Genomic DNA, 22,655 nt, shown 5'->3' on the forward strand with positions numbered 1-22,655 from the left:
GAGATTTGAGATTTGAGATTTGAGATTTGAGAAAATGTTTTAAAGTTAATCAATTATCATTCATCAAGAATCAATTATATAGACTGCGTGTTATCTTCCTCCCAATTTCCTTGCACTTTCATCACTTGTTCTATCACATCTCTTACCGCACCTTTTCCACCATAAATAGGAGAAATATAGTCCGAAATTACTTTCACTTCAGCCACAGAATTGGGCGGACAAGCAGAAATTCCAGAAACTTTCATCATTTTGATGTCTGGAATATCATCTCCCATCGTAAGAATTTCTTCATTATTGAGGTTGTATTTTGCCTTAAATTCTTCGAATTTCTCTATTTTGTGATGCACTTTTGCATAATAATCAGTGATGCCTAAATAATGAATTCTGTGACGAACCATTGGATCATCCCCGCCAGTTATTACACAGATTTTGTATCCTTTTTTCAATGCTTTTACCACTGCATAACCGTCTAAAACATTCATTACACGGCACATATTTCCTTCGGGTAAAAGATAAACGCTTCCGTCTGTGAAAACGCCGTCCACATCAAAAACAAAGGCTTTTATATTTTTTAATTTTTCTAAATGACTCATATAATTTACGATTTGAGATTTAAGATTTTGGATTGATGATTTTGAAAAGAATAATTCGTAATTCTAAAATCGCACATCCAAAATTAAGAATACATTTTCTTTATCGATTCGTTTAAGGTTTTATAAATTTTCAGTTTTTCCTCGTCGGTAATCAGTTGTTCGTGGAGTTCTAGAATTCTGTTGTCTCCTCTCACAGCAGGTCCGGTTTGAGCTAATTTAGGTTCTAGTTCGTGAATTTTCTGCGTTGTTTCATCAATTAAAGGTAAAAAATATTCAAACGGAATGTTTTGACTGTCAGAAATTTCTTTGGCTCTTGCAAATAAATGATTCACAAAATTACACGCAAAAACCGCCGTTAAATGAATGTATTTCCTTTTTTTATTATCAGCAAGCATTACATTTTTTGAAATTTTTGAAGCTAAATTTTTCAAAATTTCAGCATCTTCTTCGTTTTCAGCATCTATGAAAAAAGGAATTTTATGGTAATCTAATTTTTTAGATTTTGAAAAAGTTTGAAGCGGATAAAAAACTGATTTTCTGTAATTTCCTGCCAATGCTTCACGTGAAACAGAGCCAGAAGTATGAGCTACCAAACAATTTTCTTTTTTAATAAGTGCAGAAACTTCTGCAATAGAAGAATCACTAACAGAAATAATATACAAATCTGCTTCTGCAAGAGTTTCTGTAGAAAAAGGAATGTGCAGTTCTTCTGAAATTTTAGAAAGTTCAGTTGCATTTCTGCCAAAAATTTGAGACACTTCTACTCCACTTTTTTTGAAAGCTTTTGCCAAGTGATAGGCTACATTTCCAGAACCAATAATTACGATTTGCATAGTACAAAGGTAAGAAACACTAGGGTTTAATTTTATTTAGAATTTCTGAAATTTCTATTTGGTTAAGGCAAGCGTAATCTCCTCTGTAACAAGGCTTATTCCCAAAAACAGAACAAGGCCTGCATTCTAAATTTTTAATTTCTACAATATCATTTTCAGATTGTCCATAACCTAAAAATCCAGCAAAACAATGGGTAGCGCCCCAAACCGAAACTACTCTAGTTCCTACCAAACTTGCGAGGTGCATATTGGCAGAGTCCATAGAAATCATCAGTTCTAGCTCAGCTATTTTCTTTAGTTCTTCTTTTAGAGAAAGTTTACCAGCTAGAGAAGTTACATTTTCTAATTCTAGCTCCCATTTTGATAAGATTTCCACTTCTTTTTTACCACCTCCGAAAAGATAAATTTGATAATTTTTAGAAAGTGTTTTCACCAATTCTAAAGATTTTTCAATCGGAAGCATTTTTCCTTCGTGCTGTGCAAAAGGCGCAAAACCAATTCCAGATTTTTGAAGAGAATTTTTGGGAAGTTGATGAGAAAGTTTTAGAGAAAAGCCTAATTTCCTGAAAACATCTGCGTATCTTTCTGTAGTGGGTTTCAGAGGTTTTTTAACTTTATTTTCCTTTCTGGTCAATTGTTTTTTTTTGGTTCTGCCTTTGTCTAAAGTTGCCGTTTTTCTTCGACTCAGTTTAAATAAAATCGTCATAATTTTAGAACGAAGAACATCATGCAAATCGGCCACATATCTGGGTTGAAATTCTTGATTAAGTTCTTTCACCAATTTTCTTAGACCAAAAACTCCTTTGTAATCATCTAGATTCACACCACGGAAAGTCAATCGCTCTACTCCATCGAATAAATCTGCAAAGTTTTTTCTTGAAACAAAAACAATTTCTGTATCAGGATTTTGTGCCAAAAATTCTTTTAGAACAGGCACAATCATTGCCACATCTCCAAAAGCCGAAAAACGATATGCTAAGATTTTTTTCACGATTTTAACTGAAACGCTACGGCGTAAAATTTAATTTGCTTAGTCATCGCCATCAAACCATTGGCTCTAGAAGGCGATAAAAATTCTTGCAAACCAATTTTTGAAATAAAATCAAAGTCAGAATCCAAGATTTCTTTAGTAGTATGTCCGCTGTAGATTCTCACCAAAAGAGACACAATTCCTTTCGGTAAAATTCCGTCAGAATCTGCATTGAAGAAGAGTTTTCCGTCTCTGAATTCGGCGTCTAACCAAACTTTAGACTGGCAACCTTTAATCAGATTTTCTTCAGATTTTTTTTCTTCTGGCAAACCTTTCAGTTCTTTTCCCAAGTCTATAATGTATTCATATTTCTGCTCCCAATCGTCCAGAAACTCGAATTCGTCTATAATTTCTTGTTGTTTTTCTTGAATTGTCATTTAGCAAAATTAGTAAAAGTTTTAGATAGAAAAGCATCTGATAAAGGGAATTAATTTATTTACGATGCAGTTTAGTAATATTGTATATTTGTTTTTTGTATTAAAATGGGCAGAAATTTTATCAATAATGAATAAAATTACAATTCGAAATTATAATGAAACTGATTTTGAAGCTTGGAATCAAATGGTTTCTGAAGCTAAAAACAGTACATTTCTTTTTGATAGACGTTTTATGGAGTATCATCAAGAAAAGTTTCAAGATTTTTCATTGATGGCTTTTGATGAAAAAAATGAACTTATTGCCATATTGCCTGCTCATAAAATAGGTAATGAAGTATATTCTCATCTTGGATTAACCTATGGTGGTATTATAACGAAAAAAGACCTGAGAGCAACTGTTTTTTTTGATGTTTTTTCTGAAATTTTAAAATTTTTATTTCATCAAGGAATTCTTTTTTTGCATTGGAAAGAAGTGCCTTATTTTTATCATTCTTACCCAAGTGATGAGTGGAAATATTTAGCATTTGTTACTGAATCTGAACTTTATAGAAGAGATTTATGTGCAGTAGTGAATCTGAGGGAGGAATTTAAAATCTCTGATTCTGTAATTAGAAATGCAAAATGGTGTGAAAATCAGGGCTATTATTATCAAAAATCTGAGCAATGGAAAGAGTTTTGGGAAGAAATTCTAACGCCTGAATTAGAAAAAAGACACCAAGCAAAACCAGTACATCAATTAGAAGAAATTTTGAGACTAAAAGCCAATTTTGAAGGAAATATTTTCTTTTATGGAGTTTTTTTGGCAAACCAATTGCTTGGTGGCACGGTGGTTTTTGTAAACAAAAAAGTCATTCATTCTCAGTATATTTCCGTAAAATCTGAATTTAAGAACAAGAAGGTTTTGGATTTTCTTCATTACAAATTGATTAAAGAAGAATTCAAAGATTTTGATTATTTTGATTTTGGTATTTCAAACGAAGAAAATGGCAGAAAAACCAATATGGGACTGCTTTTTTGGAAAGAAGGTTTCGGAGCTAGAGGAATATCTCAAGATTTTTATAAAATATCGACCAAAAATTTTAGTTTAATAGAAGAAATGTTTTTGTAAAGAAGAAATATTTTTTCTTTCTACAAAGTTCCCTTAAGTAATGATAAAATATCTAGACCTAAAAAAGTTGAATGAACCCTACGAAGAAATCATTCTAGAAAAAACAAGAAGTTTACTTTCTAGCGGATGGTATATTTTGGGCAAAGAAGTTGAAAATTTCGAAAGAGAATATGCCTCTTATTGCGGCGTGAAACATGCTATAGGGGTAGGGAATGGATTAGATGCATTGGTTTTGATATTTAAAGCCTATATAGAATTAGGCAAACTAGAGAAAGGAGACCAAATATTAGTACCCGCAAATTCTTACATTGCAAGCATTCTTGCAGTTATAGAGGCCGGATTAACACCGAAATTGGTAGATGTAAATTTAGAAAATTATAATCTGGACATTCATGCTGTAAAAAAAGCAGTAGAACCTAAAACTAAAGGAATTTTATCGGTACATCTTTATGGTCAAATAACTGAAGGTCAAGAGATAAGAAGTTTTTGTGATGAGCATGGGCTACTGATGATAGAAGACGCAGCACAAGCACATGGAGCAAAAGAAGGCTTGAAAAGAGCTGGCGCAATTGGTCACGCTGCTGGTTTTAGTTTTTACCCCGGGAAAAATTTAGGATGTCTAGGAGATGGAGGAGCAGTAACTACCAATAACGATAAGTTAGCCAATTGTATAAAAGCCCTTAGAAATTATGGTTCGGAAGAGAAATACAAAAATATTTACAAAGGAGTAAATTCTAGACTTGATGAAATTCAGGCGAGTATCCTTACCGAAAAATTAAAAAACCTAGACCAAGACAACCAAAAAAGAAGAGCAATCGCAGAAAGATATATCAATGAAATAAAGAATAAAAATGTGGAAATTCCGTTATGGGATAAGACTGAGAATCATGTGTTTCATATTTTTGGGGTGAGAGAAAAAGACCGAAATCATTTTCAGGATTATCTTCACCAAAATCAAATATATACCATGATACATTACCCAATTCCGCCACATAAGCAAGATTGTATGAAAGAGTTTTCGCAACTGAGTTTTCCTGTTTCAGAGCAAATACACAGAGAAATTATAAGTTTGCCCTGCCACCAGATGCTAACAGAAGATGAAATAAGTTTTATAATTAATGTAATAAATAATTATAAATAGCTGTGATTCAGAAGGATAAAATATTAAAAAGCATAACAGTTTTTGGTGGATTACAATTCTTGAATTTAGCTATAGGGATTATTAGGTCTAAGTTAGCCGCTGTTTGGTTAGGAACACAAGGGGTTGGTTTTTTAGGGCTTATCGTTACAACATTTAACCTTTTGGTAGGAATTTTAAATTTAGGATTACCAACAAGTACGATTAAACATCTTTCAGGTAAGTCTGGCAACACACTATCTAAGAATATAAGGGTAGTTGAAATTTTATCAATTGTTCTTGGGCTAGTTGGAGGCTTAATTTGTTTAATTTTTGCAAGAATTTTATCGGAAAATACCTTTAAAACTACAGATTACACCTGGGCGTTTCAATTATTATCTGTTTCTCTGTTTCTAAAGCAGATTTCTAGCATTTATTCTAGTATAATTCAAAGTAGAGTAAATCTAAAACATCTGGCTAATGCTAATATCGTTGCTAATTTAATTGGGATTTTATTTACATTACCTTTATATTATTATTATAGAATAGATGGTATTATCTATAATATCATGGTAGTTGGGCTTGTAGAGTTAATCGTTTTTTATGTTTTCTTCAAAAAATTAAAATTTGAGAATGCAAAAATAAGTGAGAAAGATTTTGTTAACGAATCCAAAGAGATTCTAGGGGATGGATTTTTTTTTAATCTAAGTGGTAATTTAACGCTTTTATCAAGCTATTTACTCCAAGTTTTTATAACTTATTACGGAGGGATGATAATATTGGGAAATTATTTTTCTGGCTATACCATTCTAAATACCTATGTCTCTATTATTTTTACAGCAATGAGTGTAGATTATTTCCCAAGAGTCTCTAAGAATAAGGAAGATATCAAGGCCATGAACGAAGAGGTCAATTTTCAGATTTTTATTGGCATTGTTTTGCTACTACCTATCTTACTTTTTTTATTAATTTTCTCAGAAATTGTCATTGAAATTTTATTTAGCAAAGATTTTTTAGAAACAGCTTTATACGTACAGATTGCCGTTTTAGGAGTGTTTTTCAAGTTATTTTCTTGGTCATTAGGTTTTATTATTCTTGCAAAAGGAAGCAGAAAAATGATTATTAGCAACGCACTACTTTTCAATGTTCTTTTTATAGTAATACATATTTTAGGATTCTATATAAAAGGTCTTATTGGTCTTGCTGTAGCTTCTAACGTTTACTTCTTACTACATCTGTTGTGGAATTATTGGTTGACCAATAAAAAATTGAACGTAATTGTAGAGAAAAAACAACTAAAATTGTACTTTTATTGTTCATTAATACTCTTAATAAGCATAGTGATTAATTATGTTGCGTTAGACTCAATACTCAAAAAAGCCATACTATCAACTATTTTAGTTTTTTCATCTATTTGGTCATTAAAACAGATGAATTTAATTTTTAAATGGATAAAATGAAAAAAAAATATTTTCAATTAAAAAGTAAAATTAAGCTATATATTAAAATAAATTGGATAAAAACAATATACATTAATTTTAAAATGCTTTCTTTAGACCAAGCAAAGAAATTACCAATTATAGTTTTTGGCAAATGTTCTTTCAAAAATTTAGAAGGTAAAATTGTTTTAGAAGGAGAATCTTTTTTTGGAAGGATAGGAATAGGACAGAAATATCAAATATTTGAAAAAGAGAAAGGTATTTCGGAGTTTCGAATCGCAGGTGAACTAAGATTTCAAGGAAGAGCACAGTTTGGAACAGATTGTAGGGTATTTGTAGGAGAAAACGCGATTTTCACGTTGGGTGATATGGCTTCAATAGGAGGTGATAGTTCATTAATATGCACACAAAAGATTTCTCTCGGCAGATTTTGTAGAATGGGATCAGAGACCTTTATTACTGATTCTAATTTTCATGCGATGAAAAACACCGCAACAGGAGAAATTCATCCAAAATCTTTTGAAATTTGCTTAGGAAATTATAATTTTATAGCCACAAGAGTAACAATAATGGGAAAAACCAAAACACCAGATTTTTGCACCGTAGCATCTTGTTCGTTGATTAATAAAAATTTTTCTGAGTTTGGAGAAAACATTCTTATAGGAGGAGTGCCAGCTAAATTACTTAAACAAAACCTCAAAAGAGATTGGGAGGGGGAGAAACAATCTTTAGAGCATTACTTGAAAATACAATGAATTCCAAAATAATAAATCTTCCAAAAATTGAAGACACAAGGGGAAATCTCTCTGTGATTGAAAAAAATAACATTCCCTTTTCTATCAAAAGAGTTTACTATCTCTATGATGTGCCTAGCGGAGCAGAAAGGGGAGGGCATGCTCATAAGGAACAAGAAGAATTTATTGTTTCTGTATCAGGAAGTTTTGATGTCATTTTGAATAATGGAGAACACGAGGAATCATATACTCTGAATAAACCAAATCAGGGGCTTTATGTAGCCCAAAAAACATGGCGAGAACTTAGAAACTTCTCTTCTGGAGCGGTTTGTTTGGTTGTTTCTTCGGGTGAGTTTGATGAGGATGACTACATCAGAGATTTTGAAGACTTTTTGAACTATTTAAAGTAAATAGATGCTCTGCATTTTAGCTCTAATAGAAAAAACTTGAAAAAATCTACCCAATTGTTGTTTAGATAGCATTGTTCTATACTGTAATGTATTCTTTTTAAAAGAGCTTTATTTTCTTTAGAATTATTCCTTTTTATGGCTTCTGTGTATATCACCATCAGAGAGAGATTAATTTTTTTTGCAAAATTATTTTTTTGATGAAATTGATTGCCTAGAGAATTGTCTAAATTTCTTTTTTCCATTAAAAATTCATCTAGAAAAGCAATTCTATGACGATATGAAAGACGAAGCCAATAATCTAAATCTTCAAAAACAAGACTTTCATTATATCCGTTTAAAAGTTCAAAGTGTTTACGTCTCATCATTGCAGATACAGAACACATGCATAATCCACCACTTAGCAAACTTTCATAGGTGGTTGTGAATAAATTTTGGTCTAAAACGTTTCCATCATCGTTTACCGCAAAGTAATGATTGATAAATTTTCCATTGGCGTCAATATTATTTGCGTTGCCAAAAATTAATCCCACATTTTCATCTTGGCTTAAGAAGAAATTGACTTGTTTTTCAATACAATCTGGTAGTAGTCTATCGTCAGCAGAAAGGTCAATTAAAAAATTACCTTTAGATTTTTTGAAAGCCAAATTAAAAGCTTTGTTATGACTTATTGTGGTTGGCAGATTTATAAAAACTGTTTCGGGGTATTGTAAAAAAAAATTTTGTATTACATCAAAAGAATAATCGCTACTGCCATTATTAATCACAATAAGTTCTATATTTGTGTAAGATTGTTTCACTACAGATTCTAGAGCTTCCCAAACATAAAGCTCATGATTGTAGCAATTACAAATAACAGTTACTAAGGGTGAATTTTCGGTATTCATTATGATGAAAAGCAAAGATAAGGAAAACAAAATCAAAATAGCACTTATAAGTTATTCATTATCTTCTGGTGGACTAGAGAGAGTAATCGCCAATTCATCTATTATGTTTAATGAAATGAATATAGAAGTGGACCTTCATATTTTAGAGGCTGAAATTCACTACCCGTTTGCAGGAACCATTTTTGTTTACGACATTAAAAACAAATCCATATTAGAAAAAATTAGAAAATATGAATTGTTAAGAAAGAACCTAAAAAATAATAATTACAACCTAATTATTGACCATAGGTATAGACTAAGCCCTAGTTCAGAGTTTTTTTGGCAATATTATATTTACAGCAAACAAAAGGTGGTGAATTATATCCATAGCTCAGTATTATTGCATTATTTTTCTTCTTTGAATAGAAAATTAATAAATCTTATTTTCAGGAAAAGACTTTTTTTATCAGTTTCTAAAGAGATTGAATCTAAAGTGAAAATTAATTTTCCTTCGCAAAAAATAAAAACAATATATAATCCAATATCATTTTCAAAACCAGAAATAAAACCAGAAGTTCAGAAGTATATTGTAACAATATCCAGAATGGATTTCGGGAATACTAAGCAAGTAGATGTGCTTTTAGAATGTTTCGCCAAAAGCAAACTGCCTAATAATGATTATAAGTTAATAATTATAGGTTCGGGAGAAAAACAAACAGAGATGGAATTATTGGCAAAACAACTTAATGTTTCGAATCAAGTGATATTTAAAGGGTTTTTAGAAAATCCATATCATTATCTTAAAAATGCTTTTTTTACAACATTAACAAGCAAGTACGAAGGCTTGCCAACCGTTCTAATAGAATCTTTGATGCTAGGAACCCCAGTAGTCTCTTTTGACTGCGAAACCGGGCCAAATGAAATTATTAAAAATGAAATTAATGGACTTTTGGTAGATAATCAAAACAAGATAGCATTTATAGAAGCAATGAATCGTATGATTAGCGAGCCAGAACTATATCAAAAATTAAAATCAAATGCAGTAAAATCTGTTGAAAAATTTTCTATCCATCAGATAAAATATGAATGGGAAAAGTTTTTGAATAAAGAAATAATTAATGATAAATATTAAAATCAATGCCAAATTTTTTCAGGTATCTTTTGCCATAAAGAGCATATCGCAAAATAAATGCAGGCATAGACAAAAGTAATTTCACTTTTGGTTCAATATTTTCTCTTTCTACTTCTTTTAAATAGAATTTTTTTTTCTCTTTATTTCCAAATGTATGAAAATGCAGCGCATATTCAATTCTGTATACATCGAGGAATTTTTTTAAGCTAGGATTATTTTTTTCGTCTTCTAAAAATTGATCAAAAGTTGGAAGTTTTTTTTCATTGATTTTGATTCTAGAAAGACTTTTGTTTGTTTGAAGAAAATTATAAATAACAGTAGTGTTTTTGCAAATTACTACATTGTGCTTTAATGCTATTCTTATCCAATAATCAATATCTTCTCCATTATACAATGTATTATCAAAAAAACCGATATTTTTAATAACCGTATGATGAATAGTGTTGGCAGATGAATTGCCTATTCGGCTCTTTATGCTACTCCCAAAAAAATCTTTTACATAACCCTCATATTCCTCAGAAATATCTATAAATTTACAGTAAGAATATTTACCATCAGCTATTTTAGTTTTGTATCTACTGCAATACATACCCGCATCAGGAAACTTTTTAATCGTAAAAAAAAGATTTTCAAGATAATCATTTGTCCATTCATCATCTGCATCTAAAAAACAAAAGTATTCTCCCTCAGCCATTTCCATACCTTTGTTTCTAGCAATAGAAACGCCTTGGTTATTTTGATGGAAAATTTTTATTCTACTATCGGTAAATCTTTTAATTTTTTCTAGACTAGCATCATTAGAACCATCATTCACGATTATAATTTCATAATCATTAAATGTTTGATTCAAAACACTTTGAAGAGTCTTTTCTATAAAAACCTCTTTATTGTACAACGGAATAATGATACTGAAGTAAGCCAATCTTAGTCTTTTTTAATCAAGTGATAAACTTGTATTACACTTAAAATAGCATTTGGGATAATTACCGGCCAAAGCATCCCACTGAAAACGCCATAAACAACAAAAGCAATGCATCCTACTAAGTTTACAATTCTTATTTTTTTTAAATCCTTTAGCATAAAACTAAGAATTACAAAAATCGAGGCTAGATAACCTACATATTCTGACCAATTTTCGCTCATATATAAAAATTTGGACGACAAATTTACTCTTATTTTTATAAAATAATGTCATTAAGTCATAATAATAGTTTGGTAAAGTATTTGTAACTTTGATTTGTAAATAAGTTTTTGTACTTATTTTCAAAACATTAAATTGAGGAAATTGCTATGGAAAATAAATTCTCAGAAGGCCTAAACAAAGTCTTCAAACAAAGTAAAACTGAGGCAAAAAGACTACAAAGCGAGTTTCTTTCTACAGAACATTTCTTGCTAGGAATTATTAATACGGATAATTCTGCCAAAGAAATTTTAGAAAACTTAAACGCTGACCTTACTCAGATTAAAAGAAAGATAGAAAGCATGAATGTCAATACCAATCCTTTTGCAGAAGAAAAGGATAGTATTTCATTGACCAAACTGGCAGACTACGCCCTAAAAAGAGCCGACTTAGAAAGCAGACAGTATAAATCTTCAGAAATTAATACCGTACACCTTTTACTTGGAATTCTTTATAAAATTGAAGACCCTGCAACTAGTATTTTAGGTTCTTATGATGTTGATTATGAAAGTGTTGCTAAAGAATATCAAGCCATGCTCAAAAATTCTGGGCAGCTCCCAAAAAGTTCTGCGTATGATGACGACGAAGAGAGAGAAGAGTACGGCCAAATGAAAAAGCCTACCGGAAATATAGGAGCAGGAAAAAGCAAAACACCTACGCTAGATAATTTCGGTAGAGACCTTACAGCTCTTGCTTCAGAAGGAAAACTAGACCCTGTAATCGGTAGAGAAAAAGAAATAGAGAGAGTTTCTCAGATTCTATCTAGACGTAAGAAAAACAACCCGTTATTAATTGGTGAACCAGGCGTAGGTAAATCTGCGATTGCTGAAGGCTTGGCCCTTAGAATTCATCAGAAAAAAGTATCTAGAGTTCTTTATGGGAAACGTGTAATTACACTTGATTTAGCAAGTTTAGTTGCTGGAACCAAATACAGAGGTCAGTTCGAAGAAAGAATGAAAGCCATCATGACAGAACTAGAGAAAAATAGAGATGTCATTCTTTTCATAGATGAACTTCACACGATTGTTGGCGCAGGAAGTTCTACAGGAAGTTTAGACGCTTCTAATATGTTTAAACCTGCTTTGGCAAGAGGAGAAATTCAATGCATTGGTGCTACAACTTTAGACGAATACCGTCAATACATAGAAAAAGATGGCGCTTTAGAAAGACGTTTCCAAAAAGTAATGGTAGAGCCTACTTCTATCGAAGAAACCATCTTGATTTTGAATCAAATTAAAGACAAATACGAAGACCATCATAATGTAACCTATACAGACGAAGCCATTGCAGCCTGTGTAAACCTTACTTCTAGATACATTACAGACCGATTTTTACCAGACAAAGCCATTGATGCTATGGACGAAGCTGGCTCTAGAGTGTATATCAAAAATATGAAAGTGCCTACCGAAATTATTGAGCACGAAGCTAAAATTGAGGAAATTAAGGAACTGAAACAAAAAGCAGTAAAAGCTCAAGATTATTTAGAAGCCAGAAGATTAAAAGACGAAGAAGAGCAGTTACAAATGGAACTTTCTGTAGCCCAAGAAAAATGGGACAAAGAAGTGAAAGAGAAAAAGGAACAAGTAACCGAAGAAAATGTAGCTGAGGTGGTTTCTATGATGTCTGGAGTTCCAGTAACCAAAGTGGGGAAAAACGAAATGGACAAATTGGCCAATATGGATAATTTGCTCAACGGAAAAGTAATCGGCCAAACAGATGCGGTGAAAAAAGTGGTAAAAGCCATCCAAAGAAACAGAGCAGGTCTTAAAGACCCAAACAGACCAATTGGAACTTTTATTTTCTTAGGAACTACAGGTGTTGGTAAAACTGAATTGGCTAAAGTAATGGCTCGTGAATTATTCGATTCTGATGATTCTTTGATCAGAATTGACATGAGTGAATACATGGAAAAATTTGCGGTTTCTAGATTGGTTGGTGCGCCTCCAGGATACGTAGGTTACGAAGAAGGCGGGCAATTAACCGAAGCTGTGAGAAGAAAACCATACGCTGTAATTCTTCTAGACGAGATAGAAAAAGCTCACCCAGATGTTTTCAATATTTTGTTACAAATTCTAGACGAAGGTCACGTAACCGATTCTTTGGGCAGAAAAGTAGATTTTAGAAACACCATTATCATTTTAACTTCTAATATCGGAACTAGAGACTTGAAAGATTTCGGTGATGGAGTAGGATTTGGTACTTCTGCCAAAAAGTCTAATACAGATGCCAGAGCAAGAGCAACCATAGAAAGCGCCCTCAAAAAAGCGTTTTCACCAGAATTCTTAAATAGAATAGACGACATCATTATCTTTAATGCACTTGAAAAAGATGATATTAAGAAAATTATAGATTTAGAATTAAACAAACTGTACAAACGTTTAGAAAAACTAAACTACAAAGTTCAGTTAACTGATGAAGCCAAAGATTTCATTGCAGAAAAAGGTTGGGACAAAGATTTCGGAGCTAGACCACTGAAAAGAGCTATCCAAAAATATATAGAAGACCTTTTGGCAGAAATGTTGGTAAACAAACAGTTTACCGAAGGCGAAGAAGTAATTCTGAAACTAAACGAAGCCAAAGATGCTCTAGAAGGTGAAACCTCTATGAAATCTAAAGAAAAAGCTTAAAAATAGAAACCTCCGAAAATTTTTTCGGAGGTTTTTTAGTTAATTAAGAACAATTTTTAATTTGGTTCTTAATGGTACATTTTCTTTACCAAAAAGTTCTTCTCTTAACTTTTCTGTAAAACCTAATTGTTTGTAAAATCCGTTTTCTGTTTCAGATTCTAAAAGTTTAAACATTTTATTTAAAAGTGTGGGTTTTGCAATCTCAAACTCTAAAGGTTCTTGTTTTCTTATTGGTGCTAATTTCATCATCCAAAAGCGAAGTGTTTGTTGTGATATTGTGCCTAATGAATATGCACGATATACTAATGATGAAATTGACATATTCCATTCTAATTTCAAAGATTTTAGTTTCTCAAGTGTTAGTTGTCTCAAAGAAGATTTTATATCTTTTTCTGGAGCTAAAAAAGAAGCAGCAAAGTTATTTGCTTCCGCTTCGATATCTCTGTCAATTGAAATTAAATCTTCAAAGTGTAATAGGAGATGTCCGAGTTCGTGAGCTATTGTGAAAACTTTTCTAGAATTAGGTATTTTATCATTTACTAAAATAACGGGAATTCCTTTCACATAAAAGCTAACTCCATCAAACTTATTATTATCAGAAGAAATAAAATCATAATCAAAAAAATGAATTATTATACCTTTACTTTCTAATAAATCAACAATATTGTTGATTGGCCCTCTACCAATTCCGAATTTTAATCTGATTTCTGTAGCTAAATATTCAAAATCAATTTTAAACTCATTGTCTTTCTCTTTAATAAAATCGTCAGTATTAATTTTAGGAAGACCATCAGCGTCTAAATCTATAATTTCTAAAGCTTCAGAAATAGTGTTGTGTAACAAGTTGAGTCTTGATTCAAAAAGAGCAAGCTTTGTTTTGGTTATTGAGGATAATTTTCTGTAAAATAGTTTTTGATTTACATTTTCTACATTTCTTTTAAAGAAACTGGGTTCAAAATATTCTTTAAATTTTTCAATTTGATTTTCTTCAAGGTTTTTATCTCCTTTCTCTAACTTACTAATAACAGGTTGAGATACACCAAGTAACTTTGCAAACTGCGATTGATTTAATCCATAAAAATCTCTAACAATTTTAATGGAAAATCCATTGTAAGCATTTGTTTCCATTTTATATATTTTTTAAAAAGAACTTTGACTTTTTGATTTCTTCGGGTTAGAACTAAGCTATTGCTGAATCTGAATCAGATTCACCGTTTTGTTTATTTTTTGATTTTATAATGTTTTCAGTATTTACTTTAGAAACCTCTCTAATTCCATATTCTAAAGCGATACCTCCTCCATGATAATATTGCAGATTTACAAAATCTATAAAATCAGTAGTTTTCTTAAAACCAACAAAAAGTATTGGCGGAGAGGTTTTAAGATTTAATTTTGAAATTTCTGCACTCATTTTTTTAGACATTGTAAAAGGCAAGCCTTGTAAAACATCTTCGAATCTTTTTGTTTTCATGCCTTCAACGGTGTTTTCCTTACCTAAAGCTTTGAAACATAAAAAGAAACTATTGTCAACTAAAGCATAAGTCATTCTATAAGTTTCGAAAAACTTGACTCTATGTCTAGTCTTCTCATTGGCTAAAATCCTAGCTTTAAAAATGTCAATAATTGCATTGTTTAGAAGCATTGATTGCAGCGTTTTTTTACTAAAGAGATTAGGTTCGGTTTTCACCAAACCTAAAACTTTAGCATTACCTTCTGTTACTGCTTGATAAGCAGTTTCTAAAATTTCTTTGCAAATATTTGGTCTAAAATTTGCAAGATATCCGGTAAAAGTATTAGTTTTACCAAGAAAATAAAAATTAATATTTTTCATTAAAGTGTAAAGTATTTAATGGAGAAATCAAAAAAGTCAAAGAACTTAAAGCATCTTGCGCGAACAAGGTGCTTTTTTCTTGCATATAAATTATGCACTATACAAAAGTAATAAAATATTTTAATATTAAACAAAATGTGGATAAATATTCTAAAAATATTTATCCACAATAACAGAATTATGTTTTTTATTCATTTTTACAACCCAAAAACAAACCCAACTTGTGGCACAAACCCACTACTGAAAATACTATTATTTTCTTTCCAAAGTACATTATACATTACGCCTAATTGCATATAAGCACGGTTGCCAACTCTGGTCATATAACCGCCGCCTAAAAAGAGTGCAGCTTCATCAAAACCGTATCTTTGTCCTGTAGTTTTATCTTTTTGGTTGATGATGAATTCCTGAAATTGCCCGCTTAGATAGAAATTTCTCCCAAAATAGTAATTAGCAAAAGGGCCAATTCCAAATAAAGTAGAAGAGTAGTAATCTGTATTGAGGAAGTTAAAACCAGCTAAAATACCTGCTTCTAAATTTTCTGTAACCTTATAACCAACTCTAGGTGAAATAGAAAGTCCGAAGCCAGAATTACTACCGAAACCACCAGAAATACCGGCACTTCCTCCGAAAGTCCATTTAGAATTGCCAATTTGTGTAGAACCACCAATCTGCGCAGAGAGACTGATGGATGAGGCTATGAGCAAGGAAAGAATAATTTTTTTCATTTGTTTTTTATGTTTTTTTGATGATTAATTTATAGGTAAATGTATAAAAAATACCAATGTGGAGAAAGTGAAAACTGAAAAGAAACTTATTTTATAGCCCCGATGGAAGCATTGTCTGAGCTCTTTTTAAAATTTTCTTTGTAAGGAGAACCCCTTTTTGCGTTCAAAACGCAGAAAGGGGTTGTGGTTGGGAGAAAATTTTAAAAAAGCGAGTGCGTACAGCGGGACTGCGTGTGATAGAATTTCTAAATATCTTGCTTCTAAAAATTTATGAAATTATTGTTGTAATTTTGCAGCATCAAAACTAAGGGCTCCCGTGAAGAGTCTCGTAAAATTGAAAAAAATGAAAATAGTAGTAGGACTTTCTGGCGGTGTAGATTCTAGTGTAGCTGCCTATTTATTACAAAAACAAGGTCACGAAGTTATCGGGCTTTTTATGCGAAATTGGAATGATGCTTCCGTAACTTTGGAAGACGAATGTCCTTGGATAGAAGACAGCAATGACGCCCTTTTAGTGGCAAAAAAACTCGGAATTCCTTTCCAAGTGATTGATATGAGCGAACTCTACAAAGAGCGCATTGTAGATTATATGTTTGCCGAATATGAAAAGGGTAGAACACCCAATCCTGATGTTCTTTGTAACCGAGAAGTGAAATTTGATGTTTTTCTAGAAACTGCGCTTTCACTTGGTGCAGATAAAGTAGCAACGGGACATTATGCAAGATTAGATTCTTTTACCAATGAAAATGGGGAAGAAGTGTATCAACTTTTGGCTGGTAAAGATAACAACAAAGACCAAAGTTATTTTTTGTGTCAATTAAGTCAAAAACAGCTTTCTAAAGCGCTTTTCCCGATTGGTGAACTCACCAAACCAGAAGTAAGAGAAATTGCCAGAGAAATGGAATTGGCAACTGCCGATAAAAAAGATTCTCAAGGTTTGTGTTTCATAGGGAAAGTTAGTTTGCCGACTTTTCTTCAGCAACAATTAAAAGCCAAAGAAGGTGAAATTGTAGAAATTTTCAGTGATTTTGCTGAATATCACAAAGAAAAACCTGAATTTTCTTCAAAATTAGAAGAACTAGAATATCTCTCAGCAAAAATTCATTACAAAAAATCAGACGGAAAAGTAATTGGCAAACATCAGGGGGCACAATTCTATACAATCGGGCAAAGCAAAGGCTTAGGAATTGGCGGTCACAAAGAATCTTGTTTCCTCATTTCCAGAGATATGGAAAATAATTTGGTTTATGTAGGAGAAGGAAGAAATTTCCCAGGATTGTATAGAAAAGCTTTGAAAATAGATAATTCAGAATTGCATTGGGTTCGTGAAGATTTACGTCTTAAAAACGGAGAATCTATGGAAGTTTTGGCGAGAATACGTTACCGTCAACCGTTAGAAAAAGCCATGCTTTATCAGTTTGAAGAAGGATTTTTCATAGAATTCGAAAATCCACAATCTGCTATAGCGGAAGGACAGTTCGCAGCTTGGTATGTAGGCGAAGAATTGCTAGGAAGTGGGGTGATTTCGTAAAAAATTAAAAATATATACAAAGAGCAGTCTATTTCAGGCTGCTTTTTTTATGTTTAGAATAAGAAAAACCTTATAAATAAGGGCTTTGAAGCAATAAATACTTTTATTTTGAAGTTATAATTAAAATGATGCTTATGAATTACAATGAACTCTATGAAATTTTAAAAGAAAACTTCGAAAAAGAAGGAAATTTTAAGACCATTGAAGACCTCAATGTAACGATAGAAACCATTCATTTTCATTCTAAAAAAGCAGATTTACTCAATGGTTCTTTTTCTTCCACTTCTTGCGAAAAACACCAAACACATTTTAAGGAAAGTAATGAAAATCAAACACTTTACGGTTTTTCAAGTGTCGATGTAAAAGATTTTGACATCGAAAGAAATAAGCATTTTGACTATTATATTCTCAAAAGAGCAGATGTAGAAGTTGCAGAAGGAACGCTTATTTTTTTCCATGGATTGAATGAAAAAAAGTGGGATAAATATTTGCCTTGGGCTTATGAATTGGCTCAAAAAACTAAGAAAGCCATTATTCTTTTCCCGATTGCATTTCACATGAACAGAGCCGAAGAAATCTGGAGCGATAGACATGCGATGGTAGAAATAGCACAATTCAGAAAGAAAAATTATCCCGAAAATACTAATTGTTCTTTTGTAAATGCGGCGATAAGTTCTCGTTTAGAATCTCATCCTCAAAGAATTTTTTGGTCTGGTTTTCAGACATATTCAGATGTAATACAAGTGGTGAAAGATATTAGGAATCAACAAATTAAAAGTATTTCAACTGAAACTTCTATAGATTTGTTTGGCTATTCTATTGGTTCGTTTTTGTCAATGATTCTAAAAATGGCAGACCCCGAAGGAATTTTTGAAAATTCAAAATTATTCTGTTTTTGTGGCGGAATGACGATTGACAGAATGTTCCCAATTTCTAAATACATTATGGACGCAAGAGCTGCCATAAAAATGCAAACCGTTTTTGCGGAATTGTTAAGTTCTGATTTCCAGTCTGATGAAAGATTAGGTCATTTTCAGGACGAAAAATTACACCCTCAGGAAAGTTGGTTCAAAATGATGTTGAGGTACAATTATTTCCAAAAAGAAAGAGAAGAAAGAATTAGAAAACTGCATCATCAAATCAAACTCTATGTCCTTGAAAAAGATGAAGTTGCACCACCCATAGAAGCGCTCAATACTTTGCAAGGCGGTTACAGAAATATAAAAACTGAGGTAGAAATTCAGGATTTTCCGTATGAATATTCGCACATGGTTCCGTTTCCTTTAACCAATAAAATTCAGAAAGAAGTTACGGAAGCTTTTCAGCATTTTATCAATTCTGCAAGTGAGTTTTATAATTGTTGATATTAAAAAGCATTAATAATAACCGCGCCACGTTTTTCTACGCCGTAAATTGTTTTTGCGCCATTTTCATTCAAAAGATTTACAGATTCTATTCTAGATTTTTTTAAAGGAATTTTTATAGTGTCTAGATTTTCATCATATTTAAAAACTTCACCATTAATAATGATAAGGGGATTTTTAGATAAAATTCCATCTGAATAGCCTCTTTTTACTTCTTGGTTGAGGAAAAATTTGTCATCATTTTTTTCTTCTAAAACAAAGGTTTTTGGATGGCAACTCATTAAGAATAGAACAACAAAAGCAGTCAATTTTTTCATATTTCAATTATTTTACCAACCAATCTTTAAAATCTTTCACGCGTTCTCTACTTACCGTAATTTCCTCGGAAGGTTGTGCTTGTAATTCTACTTTATAATACGGTGAAGTGTGGATGTTTTTTATACAATCTGAACTGATGATAAACTGTCTATTCACTCGGAAAAACGTCTTTTCATCTAACACTTCTTCCAGTTCATCTAATGTAAAATCTGTAGGGAAACTTCGTTCTAAAGTTTGGGCGTAAACAATTTTATTTTCAGAATAAAAACAACAAATTTCTTCGGTTTTTATCACCTTTAAATTGTACCCGATTTTCACTAAAATTCTAGACAATTTCGGTTGGTCTTCTTTGATTAAAGATTTCATTTCCAAAGCGTTGTGCGTTTCTTCGGAAGGTAAAAAACTTTTGAATTTTTCAATTGCTTTGGCTAAATCTTCTTCGGAAATTGGCTTCAATAAGTAATCAATAGAATTGAGTTTGAAGGCTTTCAACGTGTATTGATCAAAAGCTGTAGTGTAAATGATGAAGCTTTTGGTAGGGATTTTTTCAAAAATATCAAAAGACAAACCATCGCCTAAAACAATGTCTGAAAATATCAATTTTGGGTGTTCATTTTTACTGAACCAATCTACCGCTTCTTCTACAGAATGAATAGTTGCAACCAATTGTAAATCAGTAAAATTGCTCAGTAATCTTTCGAGTTTTCTAGCAGCTGGTTTTTCGTCTTCTATGATAATTGTTCTAATCATTTTTCAAAAAGTTTGAATTGGTTTGATGTGGTTTGAATTGGTTTAAAAAAGTTAATTGTTAAATAAACAACGCCATCACCTCTTATCTTTATCCATTAATTCTCGGATTTTCTTTTCTTCCCAGTTTTTTCCGAGGAAAAAGTTAGGCAAAAATACAGATAAACCGTGGGAAGCTAAACCTATTCCCCAAAAGAAAGTTCCCCAGAAATTTTTGAATTCAAAATTACCTGTTTTTTGGTGGTTAACGAAAACGAGAAGAATATTTACCAATACAAAAACCAAGGCGTGTATATAAAATCCTTTGATTTGCTTGATGCGCTTTTTAGCTTGTAAATATTTGATATTTTCTTTGTTATAATTTTCCATTTGAGTTGTTTTTAAGGTTTCTTTCAATCATTTTTCTTTCCCAATCGTAATCAAAAACAAAAAGTTTCACAGCTTTTACTGCCAAGATAATCCCCCAAATCCAGAAAATAATAGAAACTCTCCCGAATCCGAAATTAAATTCATTCAACTGAAATATGTTTTCTCTATTGAAAAATATAAATACAATGCAGAAAACCAATACATTAACTCCGAATTTTCTGATTTTTGCTACGTGTTCTCTGGCTGCTTCATATTTTATTTTGTCAAGTTCTCGATTTTCCATCATTATTTATTTTTGAGTTGTTTATCCATTAATTGTTTTGTTTTTCTTTCTTCCCAATTATGGAAATAAGGCACAAAAAGGTAAATGCCATAACCAAAAAGAAAAATGGCCCAAGAAACAACCATCCAAACCGCATAATTTCTTGAAATATCAAAGATGTTTCCGTTGTAATTTTTTCTTACAATTAAGTAACCTATGATTAGAAATCCTAGAACCATATAATAATACGTTTTGATTTCTTTTACTCTCTTTTCTGCTTTTTTGTAAGCAATATTTTTGTTAGAATTTTCTTGATTTTCCATAGCTATTTCCATTTATTAGCGTCTTTTTCTTCTTTTTCTAGGTATTTTCTAATTTGTCTTTCTTCCCAATCTTTGCCAATTCCGAAGACTTGAAAAGCGTGTGCTACCACACCAATTCCCCAACCTAGCATTGGCCAAAATGCCCAATAATAGCCAGGAGAAGTTTTCCAATTGATGATGAATAAAAATGGGATAAAAATACAATATGAGATAAGATTTCCATAGAAACCTTTCAGTTCTTCTACTCTTTTGGCTGCTTTTTCGTAAGCCATTTGTTCTTCTGAAGGAGAGTATGTGTTCATAGCTTTTATTTTTTCTTTTAAAATAGGGAGTTTTACTCGGAAAAAATCTTCTGATTTTTCCACAAAAACATTTCTGTTGGTTAATAAATTATATCTCGAAACAATGTTGGCCAAACCTACTCCGGTAGATTTATTAGGCAATTCTCTGGTTTGCAAATTGTTTTCAATGATAAGGTTTCCGTTTTCTGCAAAGATTTTGATGTTCAAAGGTTTAGAGGAAGTTGCAAAATTATGTTTGATAGAATTTTCAAGCAAAAGCTGCAAAGAAAGTGGCACTACAAACCCTTTTTTGTCTTCGTCTGAAATAATGAATTCAAAAGTTACCGCATCTTCGAATCGGGTTTTCAACAATTCGCAATAGGTCTTTGCAAAATCTATTTCTTCTTCTACCGAAACCAATTCTTTGTCTTTTTGTTCGAGAACATATCTGTAAATCTTTGACATTGAGTTCGTAAACTGTTGTGCTTGCTTTGGGTTTTCTTCAATCAGAGAATCTAAAACATTCAGAGAATTGAATAAAAAATGCGGGTCTAATTGATTTTTAAGACTTTCAAATTGTGCATTGGCAGATTTAGCGATGAGTTTTTGTTCGACTACTTCTTTTTTAGCATTTTGTTTCATAGCCTGCATAAAACCTTTAGCGTGAAGAAATGCCGAGATAAGTAATGCAAAATTGATAAAAAACCAATTGGTAAAATTCCATTTTGAACTGAAAAATTCTGCGGGATTTAAACCTTGAATTAGTACAAAATTGATGTAATTGAGAAGGTATGTTAAAGAAATATTTAAAATTAATGTGCCAAGGATGGCAAAGATTGTTCTTTTATTAGTTTCTTCTGACCAAGAAAATTTTTTGTCAAGATAATCATTTAGAAAACCATTACCAATCCCGTATCCAAAAGTGTACATTACTGAAATAAGGAAAGTATAGATGTAGTTTTCTAATGATTTTTCGGGTGAGGTCAAGAGGAAAAACAAGATGCTTCCTCCGAAACTTATCCAAAGTAACGTTTTAAGGCTTTTTCTAAAATTTTCTATGGAGAACATTTCTAAAAATTTACTAATTATTTGTTCATATATTCTTTAATTTTTCTTTCTTCCCAGTTGTTACCTAGGATAAAATCTGGTGCAAAAACAGACATGGCGTGTGCCAATAAACCGAATCCCCAGAAAAGGGCCGTCATATAACCATCTGTATTAGCAAAACCTTTGTTGGCGATCACACTGTTTGAAACTATAATCATTAGGTTTACACAAATATAAACAATCGCGTGAATGTAAAAACCTTTAATTCTTTTTACTTTTCTTTTGGCCATTTCTAATTTGCTGTTGGTTGTGTTGTAAGTTTCCATTTTTTTAAGTTTTTAAAATTAATATTTTGTGATTGTGTAGATGTTTTAATTTCTTGATGTAAAGGTATTGTAGGAGAGGATGTTT

26 protein-coding genes are annotated in these 22,655 nt (G+C 31.7%); 9 read left to right on the forward strand and 17 right to left on the reverse strand.

Features of this window, described 5'->3' with window-relative positions; genetic code table 11:
• Positions 1-74 precede the first annotated feature (74 nt).
• From IEW40_RS06110 to IEW40_RS06125, 4 genes are all read right to left on the reverse strand, one after another.
• Positions 75-593 carry a KdsC family phosphatase gene (locus IEW40_RS06110; RefSeq protein ID WP_188617188.1) on the reverse strand — a complete coding sequence of 173 codons (519 nt, stop codon included), beginning with the start codon at positions 591-593 and terminating at the stop codon, positions 75-77.
• Positions 594-676: 83 nt separating this feature from the next.
• Complete coding sequence (locus IEW40_RS06115) at positions 677-1,426, reverse strand: Rossmann-like and DUF2520 domain-containing protein (RefSeq protein WP_188617189.1); 750 nt, start codon at positions 1,424-1,426, stop codon at positions 677-679.
• Positions 1,427-1,445: 19 nt separating this feature from the next.
• Complete coding sequence (locus tag IEW40_RS06120; protein WP_188617498.1) at positions 1,446-2,369, reverse strand: glycosyltransferase family 9 protein; 924 nt, start codon at positions 2,367-2,369, stop codon at positions 1,446-1,448.
• Between the two features lie 44 nt (positions 2,370-2,413).
• Positions 2,414-2,833: a SufE family protein gene (locus IEW40_RS06125; RefSeq protein ID WP_188617190.1), complete on the reverse strand. Its 420-nt coding sequence runs from the start codon at positions 2,831-2,833 to the stop codon at positions 2,414-2,416.
• Positions 2,834-2,960: 127 nt separating this feature from the next.
• Here IEW40_RS06125 and IEW40_RS06130 point away from each other — a divergent pair, with 127 nt between their 5' ends.
• The 5 genes from IEW40_RS06130 to IEW40_RS06150 all read left to right on the forward strand — a co-directional run bounded on the left by IEW40_RS06130 (position 2,961) and on the right by IEW40_RS06150 (position 7,641).
• Complete coding sequence (locus IEW40_RS06130; protein WP_188617191.1) at positions 2,961-3,941, forward strand: GNAT family N-acetyltransferase; 981 nt, start codon at positions 2,961-2,963, stop codon at positions 3,939-3,941.
• Between the two features lie 40 nt (positions 3,942-3,981).
• Positions 3,982-5,082 carry a DegT/DnrJ/EryC1/StrS family aminotransferase gene (locus IEW40_RS06135; RefSeq protein WP_188617192.1) on the forward strand — a complete coding sequence of 367 codons (1,101 nt, stop codon included), beginning with the start codon at positions 3,982-3,984 and terminating at the stop codon, positions 5,080-5,082.
• Between the two features lie 2 nt (positions 5,083-5,084).
• Entirely contained in the window at positions 5,085-6,518 is a 1,434-nt protein-coding gene (locus IEW40_RS06140; RefSeq protein WP_188617193.1) for an oligosaccharide flippase family protein, read from the forward strand.
• A gap of 83 nt (positions 6,519-6,601) precedes the next feature.
• The gene (locus IEW40_RS06145) at positions 6,602-7,252 is read left to right on the forward strand and encodes an acyltransferase (protein ID WP_188617194.1); all 651 of its coding nucleotides are present in this window, start codon (positions 6,602-6,604) and stop codon (positions 7,250-7,252) included.
• On the forward strand, positions 7,249-7,641 hold the full coding sequence (locus tag IEW40_RS06150) for a sugar 3,4-ketoisomerase (protein WP_188617195.1): 393 nt from the start codon (positions 7,249-7,251) through the stop codon (positions 7,639-7,641). The genes IEW40_RS06145 and IEW40_RS06150 overlap by 4 nt, the downstream gene beginning before the upstream one ends.
• On the opposite strand, the gene IEW40_RS06155 is transcribed toward IEW40_RS06150, so the two are convergent.
• Positions 7,629-8,525: a glycosyltransferase family 2 protein gene (locus IEW40_RS06155; RefSeq protein WP_188617196.1), complete on the reverse strand. Its 897-nt coding sequence runs from the start codon at positions 8,523-8,525 to the stop codon at positions 7,629-7,631. The two genes, IEW40_RS06150 and IEW40_RS06155, sit on opposite strands and share 13 nt — an antisense overlap.
• A gap of 1 nt (position 8,526) precedes the next feature.
• On the opposite strand from IEW40_RS06155, the gene IEW40_RS06160 reads away from it, so the two are divergent.
• The gene (locus IEW40_RS06160) at positions 8,527-9,636 is read left to right on the forward strand and encodes a glycosyltransferase (RefSeq protein ID WP_188617197.1); all 1,110 of its coding nucleotides are present in this window, start codon (positions 8,527-8,529) and stop codon (positions 9,634-9,636) included.
• On the opposite strand, the gene IEW40_RS06165 is transcribed toward IEW40_RS06160, so the two are convergent.
• Together IEW40_RS06165 and IEW40_RS06170 are read right to left on the reverse strand one after the other, a co-directional pair.
• Positions 9,620-10,558, reverse strand: coding sequence for a glycosyltransferase family 2 protein (locus IEW40_RS06165; RefSeq protein WP_188617198.1), 939 nt, complete (start codon positions 10,556-10,558; stop codon positions 9,620-9,622). The genes IEW40_RS06160 and IEW40_RS06165 overlap by 17 nt on opposite strands.
• A gap of 2 nt (positions 10,559-10,560) precedes the next feature.
• Positions 10,561-10,779 (reverse strand): uroporphyrinogen decarboxylase, encoded by a 219-nt coding sequence (locus tag IEW40_RS06170; protein ID WP_188617199.1) that lies wholly within the window; start codon positions 10,777-10,779, stop codon positions 10,561-10,563.
• A gap of 147 nt (positions 10,780-10,926) precedes the next feature.
• Between IEW40_RS06170 and IEW40_RS06175 the strand changes: the two genes are divergently transcribed.
• Positions 10,927-13,443: an ATP-dependent Clp protease ATP-binding subunit gene (locus IEW40_RS06175; RefSeq protein WP_188617200.1), complete on the forward strand. Its 2,517-nt coding sequence runs from the start codon at positions 10,927-10,929 to the stop codon at positions 13,441-13,443.
• Between the two features lie 39 nt (positions 13,444-13,482).
• On the opposite strand, the gene IEW40_RS06180 is transcribed toward IEW40_RS06175, so the two are convergent.
• The 3 genes from IEW40_RS06180 to IEW40_RS06190 form a co-directional block, all read right to left on the reverse strand.
• Positions 13,483-14,571: an ImmA/IrrE family metallo-endopeptidase gene (locus tag IEW40_RS06180; RefSeq protein ID WP_188617201.1), complete on the reverse strand. Its 1,089-nt coding sequence runs from the start codon at positions 14,569-14,571 to the stop codon at positions 13,483-13,485.
• A 52-nt stretch (positions 14,572-14,623) separates the two neighbouring features.
• Positions 14,624-15,274 (reverse strand): hypothetical protein, encoded by a 651-nt coding sequence (locus IEW40_RS06185; protein ID WP_188617202.1) that lies wholly within the window; start codon positions 15,272-15,274, stop codon positions 14,624-14,626.
• Between the two features lie 197 nt (positions 15,275-15,471).
• On the reverse strand, positions 15,472-16,002 hold the full coding sequence (locus IEW40_RS06190; RefSeq protein WP_188617203.1) for a hypothetical protein: 531 nt from the start codon (positions 16,000-16,002) through the stop codon (positions 15,472-15,474).
• A gap of 343 nt (positions 16,003-16,345) precedes the next feature.
• Between IEW40_RS06190 and mnmA the strand changes: the two genes are divergently transcribed.
• Complete coding sequence (gene mnmA / locus IEW40_RS06195; protein ID WP_188617204.1) at positions 16,346-17,533, forward strand: tRNA 2-thiouridine(34) synthase MnmA; 1,188 nt, start codon at positions 16,346-16,348, stop codon at positions 17,531-17,533.
• A 134-nt stretch (positions 17,534-17,667) separates the two neighbouring features.
• Complete coding sequence (locus tag IEW40_RS06200) at positions 17,668-18,897, forward strand: DUF6051 family protein (protein ID WP_188617205.1); 1,230 nt, start codon at positions 17,668-17,670, stop codon at positions 18,895-18,897.
• Positions 18,898-18,899: 2 nt separating this feature from the next.
• On the opposite strand, the gene IEW40_RS06205 is transcribed toward IEW40_RS06200, so the two are convergent.
• From IEW40_RS06205 to IEW40_RS06235, 7 genes are all read right to left on the reverse strand, one after another.
• Complete coding sequence (locus IEW40_RS06205; RefSeq protein WP_188617206.1) at positions 18,900-19,214, reverse strand: hypothetical protein; 315 nt, start codon at positions 19,212-19,214, stop codon at positions 18,900-18,902.
• Positions 19,215-19,221: 7 nt separating this feature from the next.
• Positions 19,222-19,965, reverse strand: coding sequence for a LytR/AlgR family response regulator transcription factor (locus tag IEW40_RS06210; protein ID WP_188617207.1), 744 nt, complete (start codon positions 19,963-19,965; stop codon positions 19,222-19,224).
• A 75-nt stretch (positions 19,966-20,040) separates the two neighbouring features.
• Positions 20,041-20,331: a 2TM domain-containing protein gene (locus tag IEW40_RS06215; RefSeq protein WP_188617208.1), complete on the reverse strand. Its 291-nt coding sequence runs from the start codon at positions 20,329-20,331 to the stop codon at positions 20,041-20,043.
• Positions 20,318-20,614: a 2TM domain-containing protein gene (locus IEW40_RS06220; protein WP_188617209.1), complete on the reverse strand. Its 297-nt coding sequence runs from the start codon at positions 20,612-20,614 to the stop codon at positions 20,318-20,320. The genes IEW40_RS06215 and IEW40_RS06220 overlap by 14 nt, the downstream gene beginning before the upstream one ends.
• 2 nt (positions 20,615-20,616) lie before the next feature.
• Positions 20,617-20,928 (reverse strand): 2TM domain-containing protein, encoded by a 312-nt coding sequence (locus IEW40_RS06225; protein ID WP_188617210.1) that lies wholly within the window; start codon positions 20,926-20,928, stop codon positions 20,617-20,619.
• A complete protein-coding gene (locus IEW40_RS06230) occupies positions 20,919-22,265 on the reverse strand; it encodes a 2TM domain-containing protein (protein ID WP_188617211.1) in 1,347 nt (448 codons plus the stop codon). Before IEW40_RS06230 ends, IEW40_RS06225 begins: the two co-directional genes overlap by 10 nt.
• 17 nt (positions 22,266-22,282) lie before the next feature.
• On the reverse strand, positions 22,283-22,570 hold the full coding sequence (locus tag IEW40_RS06235) for a 2TM domain-containing protein (RefSeq protein WP_188617212.1): 288 nt from the start codon (positions 22,568-22,570) through the stop codon (positions 22,283-22,285).
• Between the last annotated feature and the right edge of the window lie 85 nt (positions 22,571-22,655).

The organism is Cloacibacterium rupense, assembly GCF_014645495.1.
Classification (GTDB): domain Bacteria; phylum Bacteroidota; class Bacteroidia; order Flavobacteriales; family Weeksellaceae; genus Cloacibacterium; species Cloacibacterium rupense.

Excerpts from the sequence above, each read along its gene's own strand:
- IEW40_RS06225 (WP_188617210.1), bottom strand. The coding sequence starts at position 20,928 with ATGGAAATAGCTATGGAAAATCAAGAAAATTCTAACAAAAATATTGCT.
- IEW40_RS06205 (WP_188617206.1), bottom strand. The coding sequence starts at position 19,214 with ATGAAAAAATTGACTGCTTTTGTTGTTCTATTCTTAATGAGTTGCCAT.
- IEW40_RS06175 (WP_188617200.1), top strand. The coding sequence starts at position 10,927 with ATGGAAAATAAATTCTCAGAAGGCCTAAACAAAGTCTTCAAACAAAGT.
- IEW40_RS06135 (WP_188617192.1), top strand. The coding sequence starts at position 3,982 with ATGATAAAATATCTAGACCTAAAAAAGTTGAATGAACCCTACGAAGAA.
- IEW40_RS06210 (WP_188617207.1), bottom strand. The coding sequence starts at position 19,965 with ATGATTAGAACAATTATCATAGAAGACGAAAAACCAGCTGCTAGAAAA.
- IEW40_RS06145 (WP_188617194.1), top strand. The coding sequence starts at position 6,602 with ATGCTTTCTTTAGACCAAGCAAAGAAATTACCAATTATAGTTTTTGGC.
- IEW40_RS06125 (WP_188617190.1), bottom strand. The coding sequence starts at position 2,833 with ATGACAATTCAAGAAAAACAACAAGAAATTATAGACGAATTCGAGTTT.
- IEW40_RS06185 (WP_188617202.1), bottom strand. The coding sequence starts at position 15,274 with ATGAAAAATATTAATTTTTATTTTCTTGGTAAAACTAATACTTTTACC.
- IEW40_RS06235 (WP_188617212.1), bottom strand. The coding sequence starts at position 22,570 with ATGGAAACTTACAACACAACCAACAGCAAATTAGAAATGGCCAAAAGA.
- IEW40_RS06190 (WP_188617203.1), bottom strand. The coding sequence starts at position 16,002 with ATGAAAAAAATTATTCTTTCCTTGCTCATAGCCTCATCCATCAGTCTC.
- IEW40_RS06215 (WP_188617208.1), bottom strand. The coding sequence starts at position 20,331 with ATGGAAAATTATAACAAAGAAAATATCAAATATTTACAAGCTAAAAAG.
- mnmA (WP_188617204.1), top strand. The coding sequence starts at position 16,346 with ATGAAAATAGTAGTAGGACTTTCTGGCGGTGTAGATTCTAGTGTAGCT.
- IEW40_RS06170 (WP_188617199.1), bottom strand. The coding sequence starts at position 10,779 with ATGAGCGAAAATTGGTCAGAATATGTAGGTTATCTAGCCTCGATTTTT.
- IEW40_RS06120 (WP_188617498.1), bottom strand. The coding sequence starts at position 2,369 with ATGATTGTGCCTGTTCTAAAAGAATTTTTGGCACAAAATCCTGATACA.
- IEW40_RS06115 (WP_188617189.1), bottom strand. The coding sequence starts at position 1,426 with ATGCAAATCGTAATTATTGGTTCTGGAAATGTAGCCTATCACTTGGCA.
- IEW40_RS06130 (WP_188617191.1), top strand. The coding sequence starts at position 2,961 with ATGAATAAAATTACAATTCGAAATTATAATGAAACTGATTTTGAAGCT.
- IEW40_RS06110 (WP_188617188.1), bottom strand. The coding sequence starts at position 593 with ATGAGTCATTTAGAAAAATTAAAAAATATAAAAGCCTTTGTTTTTGAT.
- IEW40_RS06220 (WP_188617209.1), bottom strand. The coding sequence starts at position 20,614 with ATGGAAAATCGAGAACTTGACAAAATAAAATATGAAGCAGCCAGAGAA.
- IEW40_RS06180 (WP_188617201.1), bottom strand. The coding sequence starts at position 14,571 with ATGGAAACAAATGCTTACAATGGATTTTCCATTAAAATTGTTAGAGAT.
- IEW40_RS06150 (WP_188617195.1), top strand. The coding sequence starts at position 7,249 with ATGAATTCCAAAATAATAAATCTTCCAAAAATTGAAGACACAAGGGGA.
- IEW40_RS06200 (WP_188617205.1), top strand. The coding sequence starts at position 17,668 with ATGAATTACAATGAACTCTATGAAATTTTAAAAGAAAACTTCGAAAAA.
- IEW40_RS06160 (WP_188617197.1), top strand. The coding sequence starts at position 8,527 with ATGATGAAAAGCAAAGATAAGGAAAACAAAATCAAAATAGCACTTATA.
- IEW40_RS06230 (WP_188617211.1), bottom strand. The coding sequence starts at position 22,265 with ATGTTCTCCATAGAAAATTTTAGAAAAAGCCTTAAAACGTTACTTTGG.
- IEW40_RS06155 (WP_188617196.1), bottom strand. The coding sequence starts at position 8,525 with ATGAATACCGAAAATTCACCCTTAGTAACTGTTATTTGTAATTGCTAC.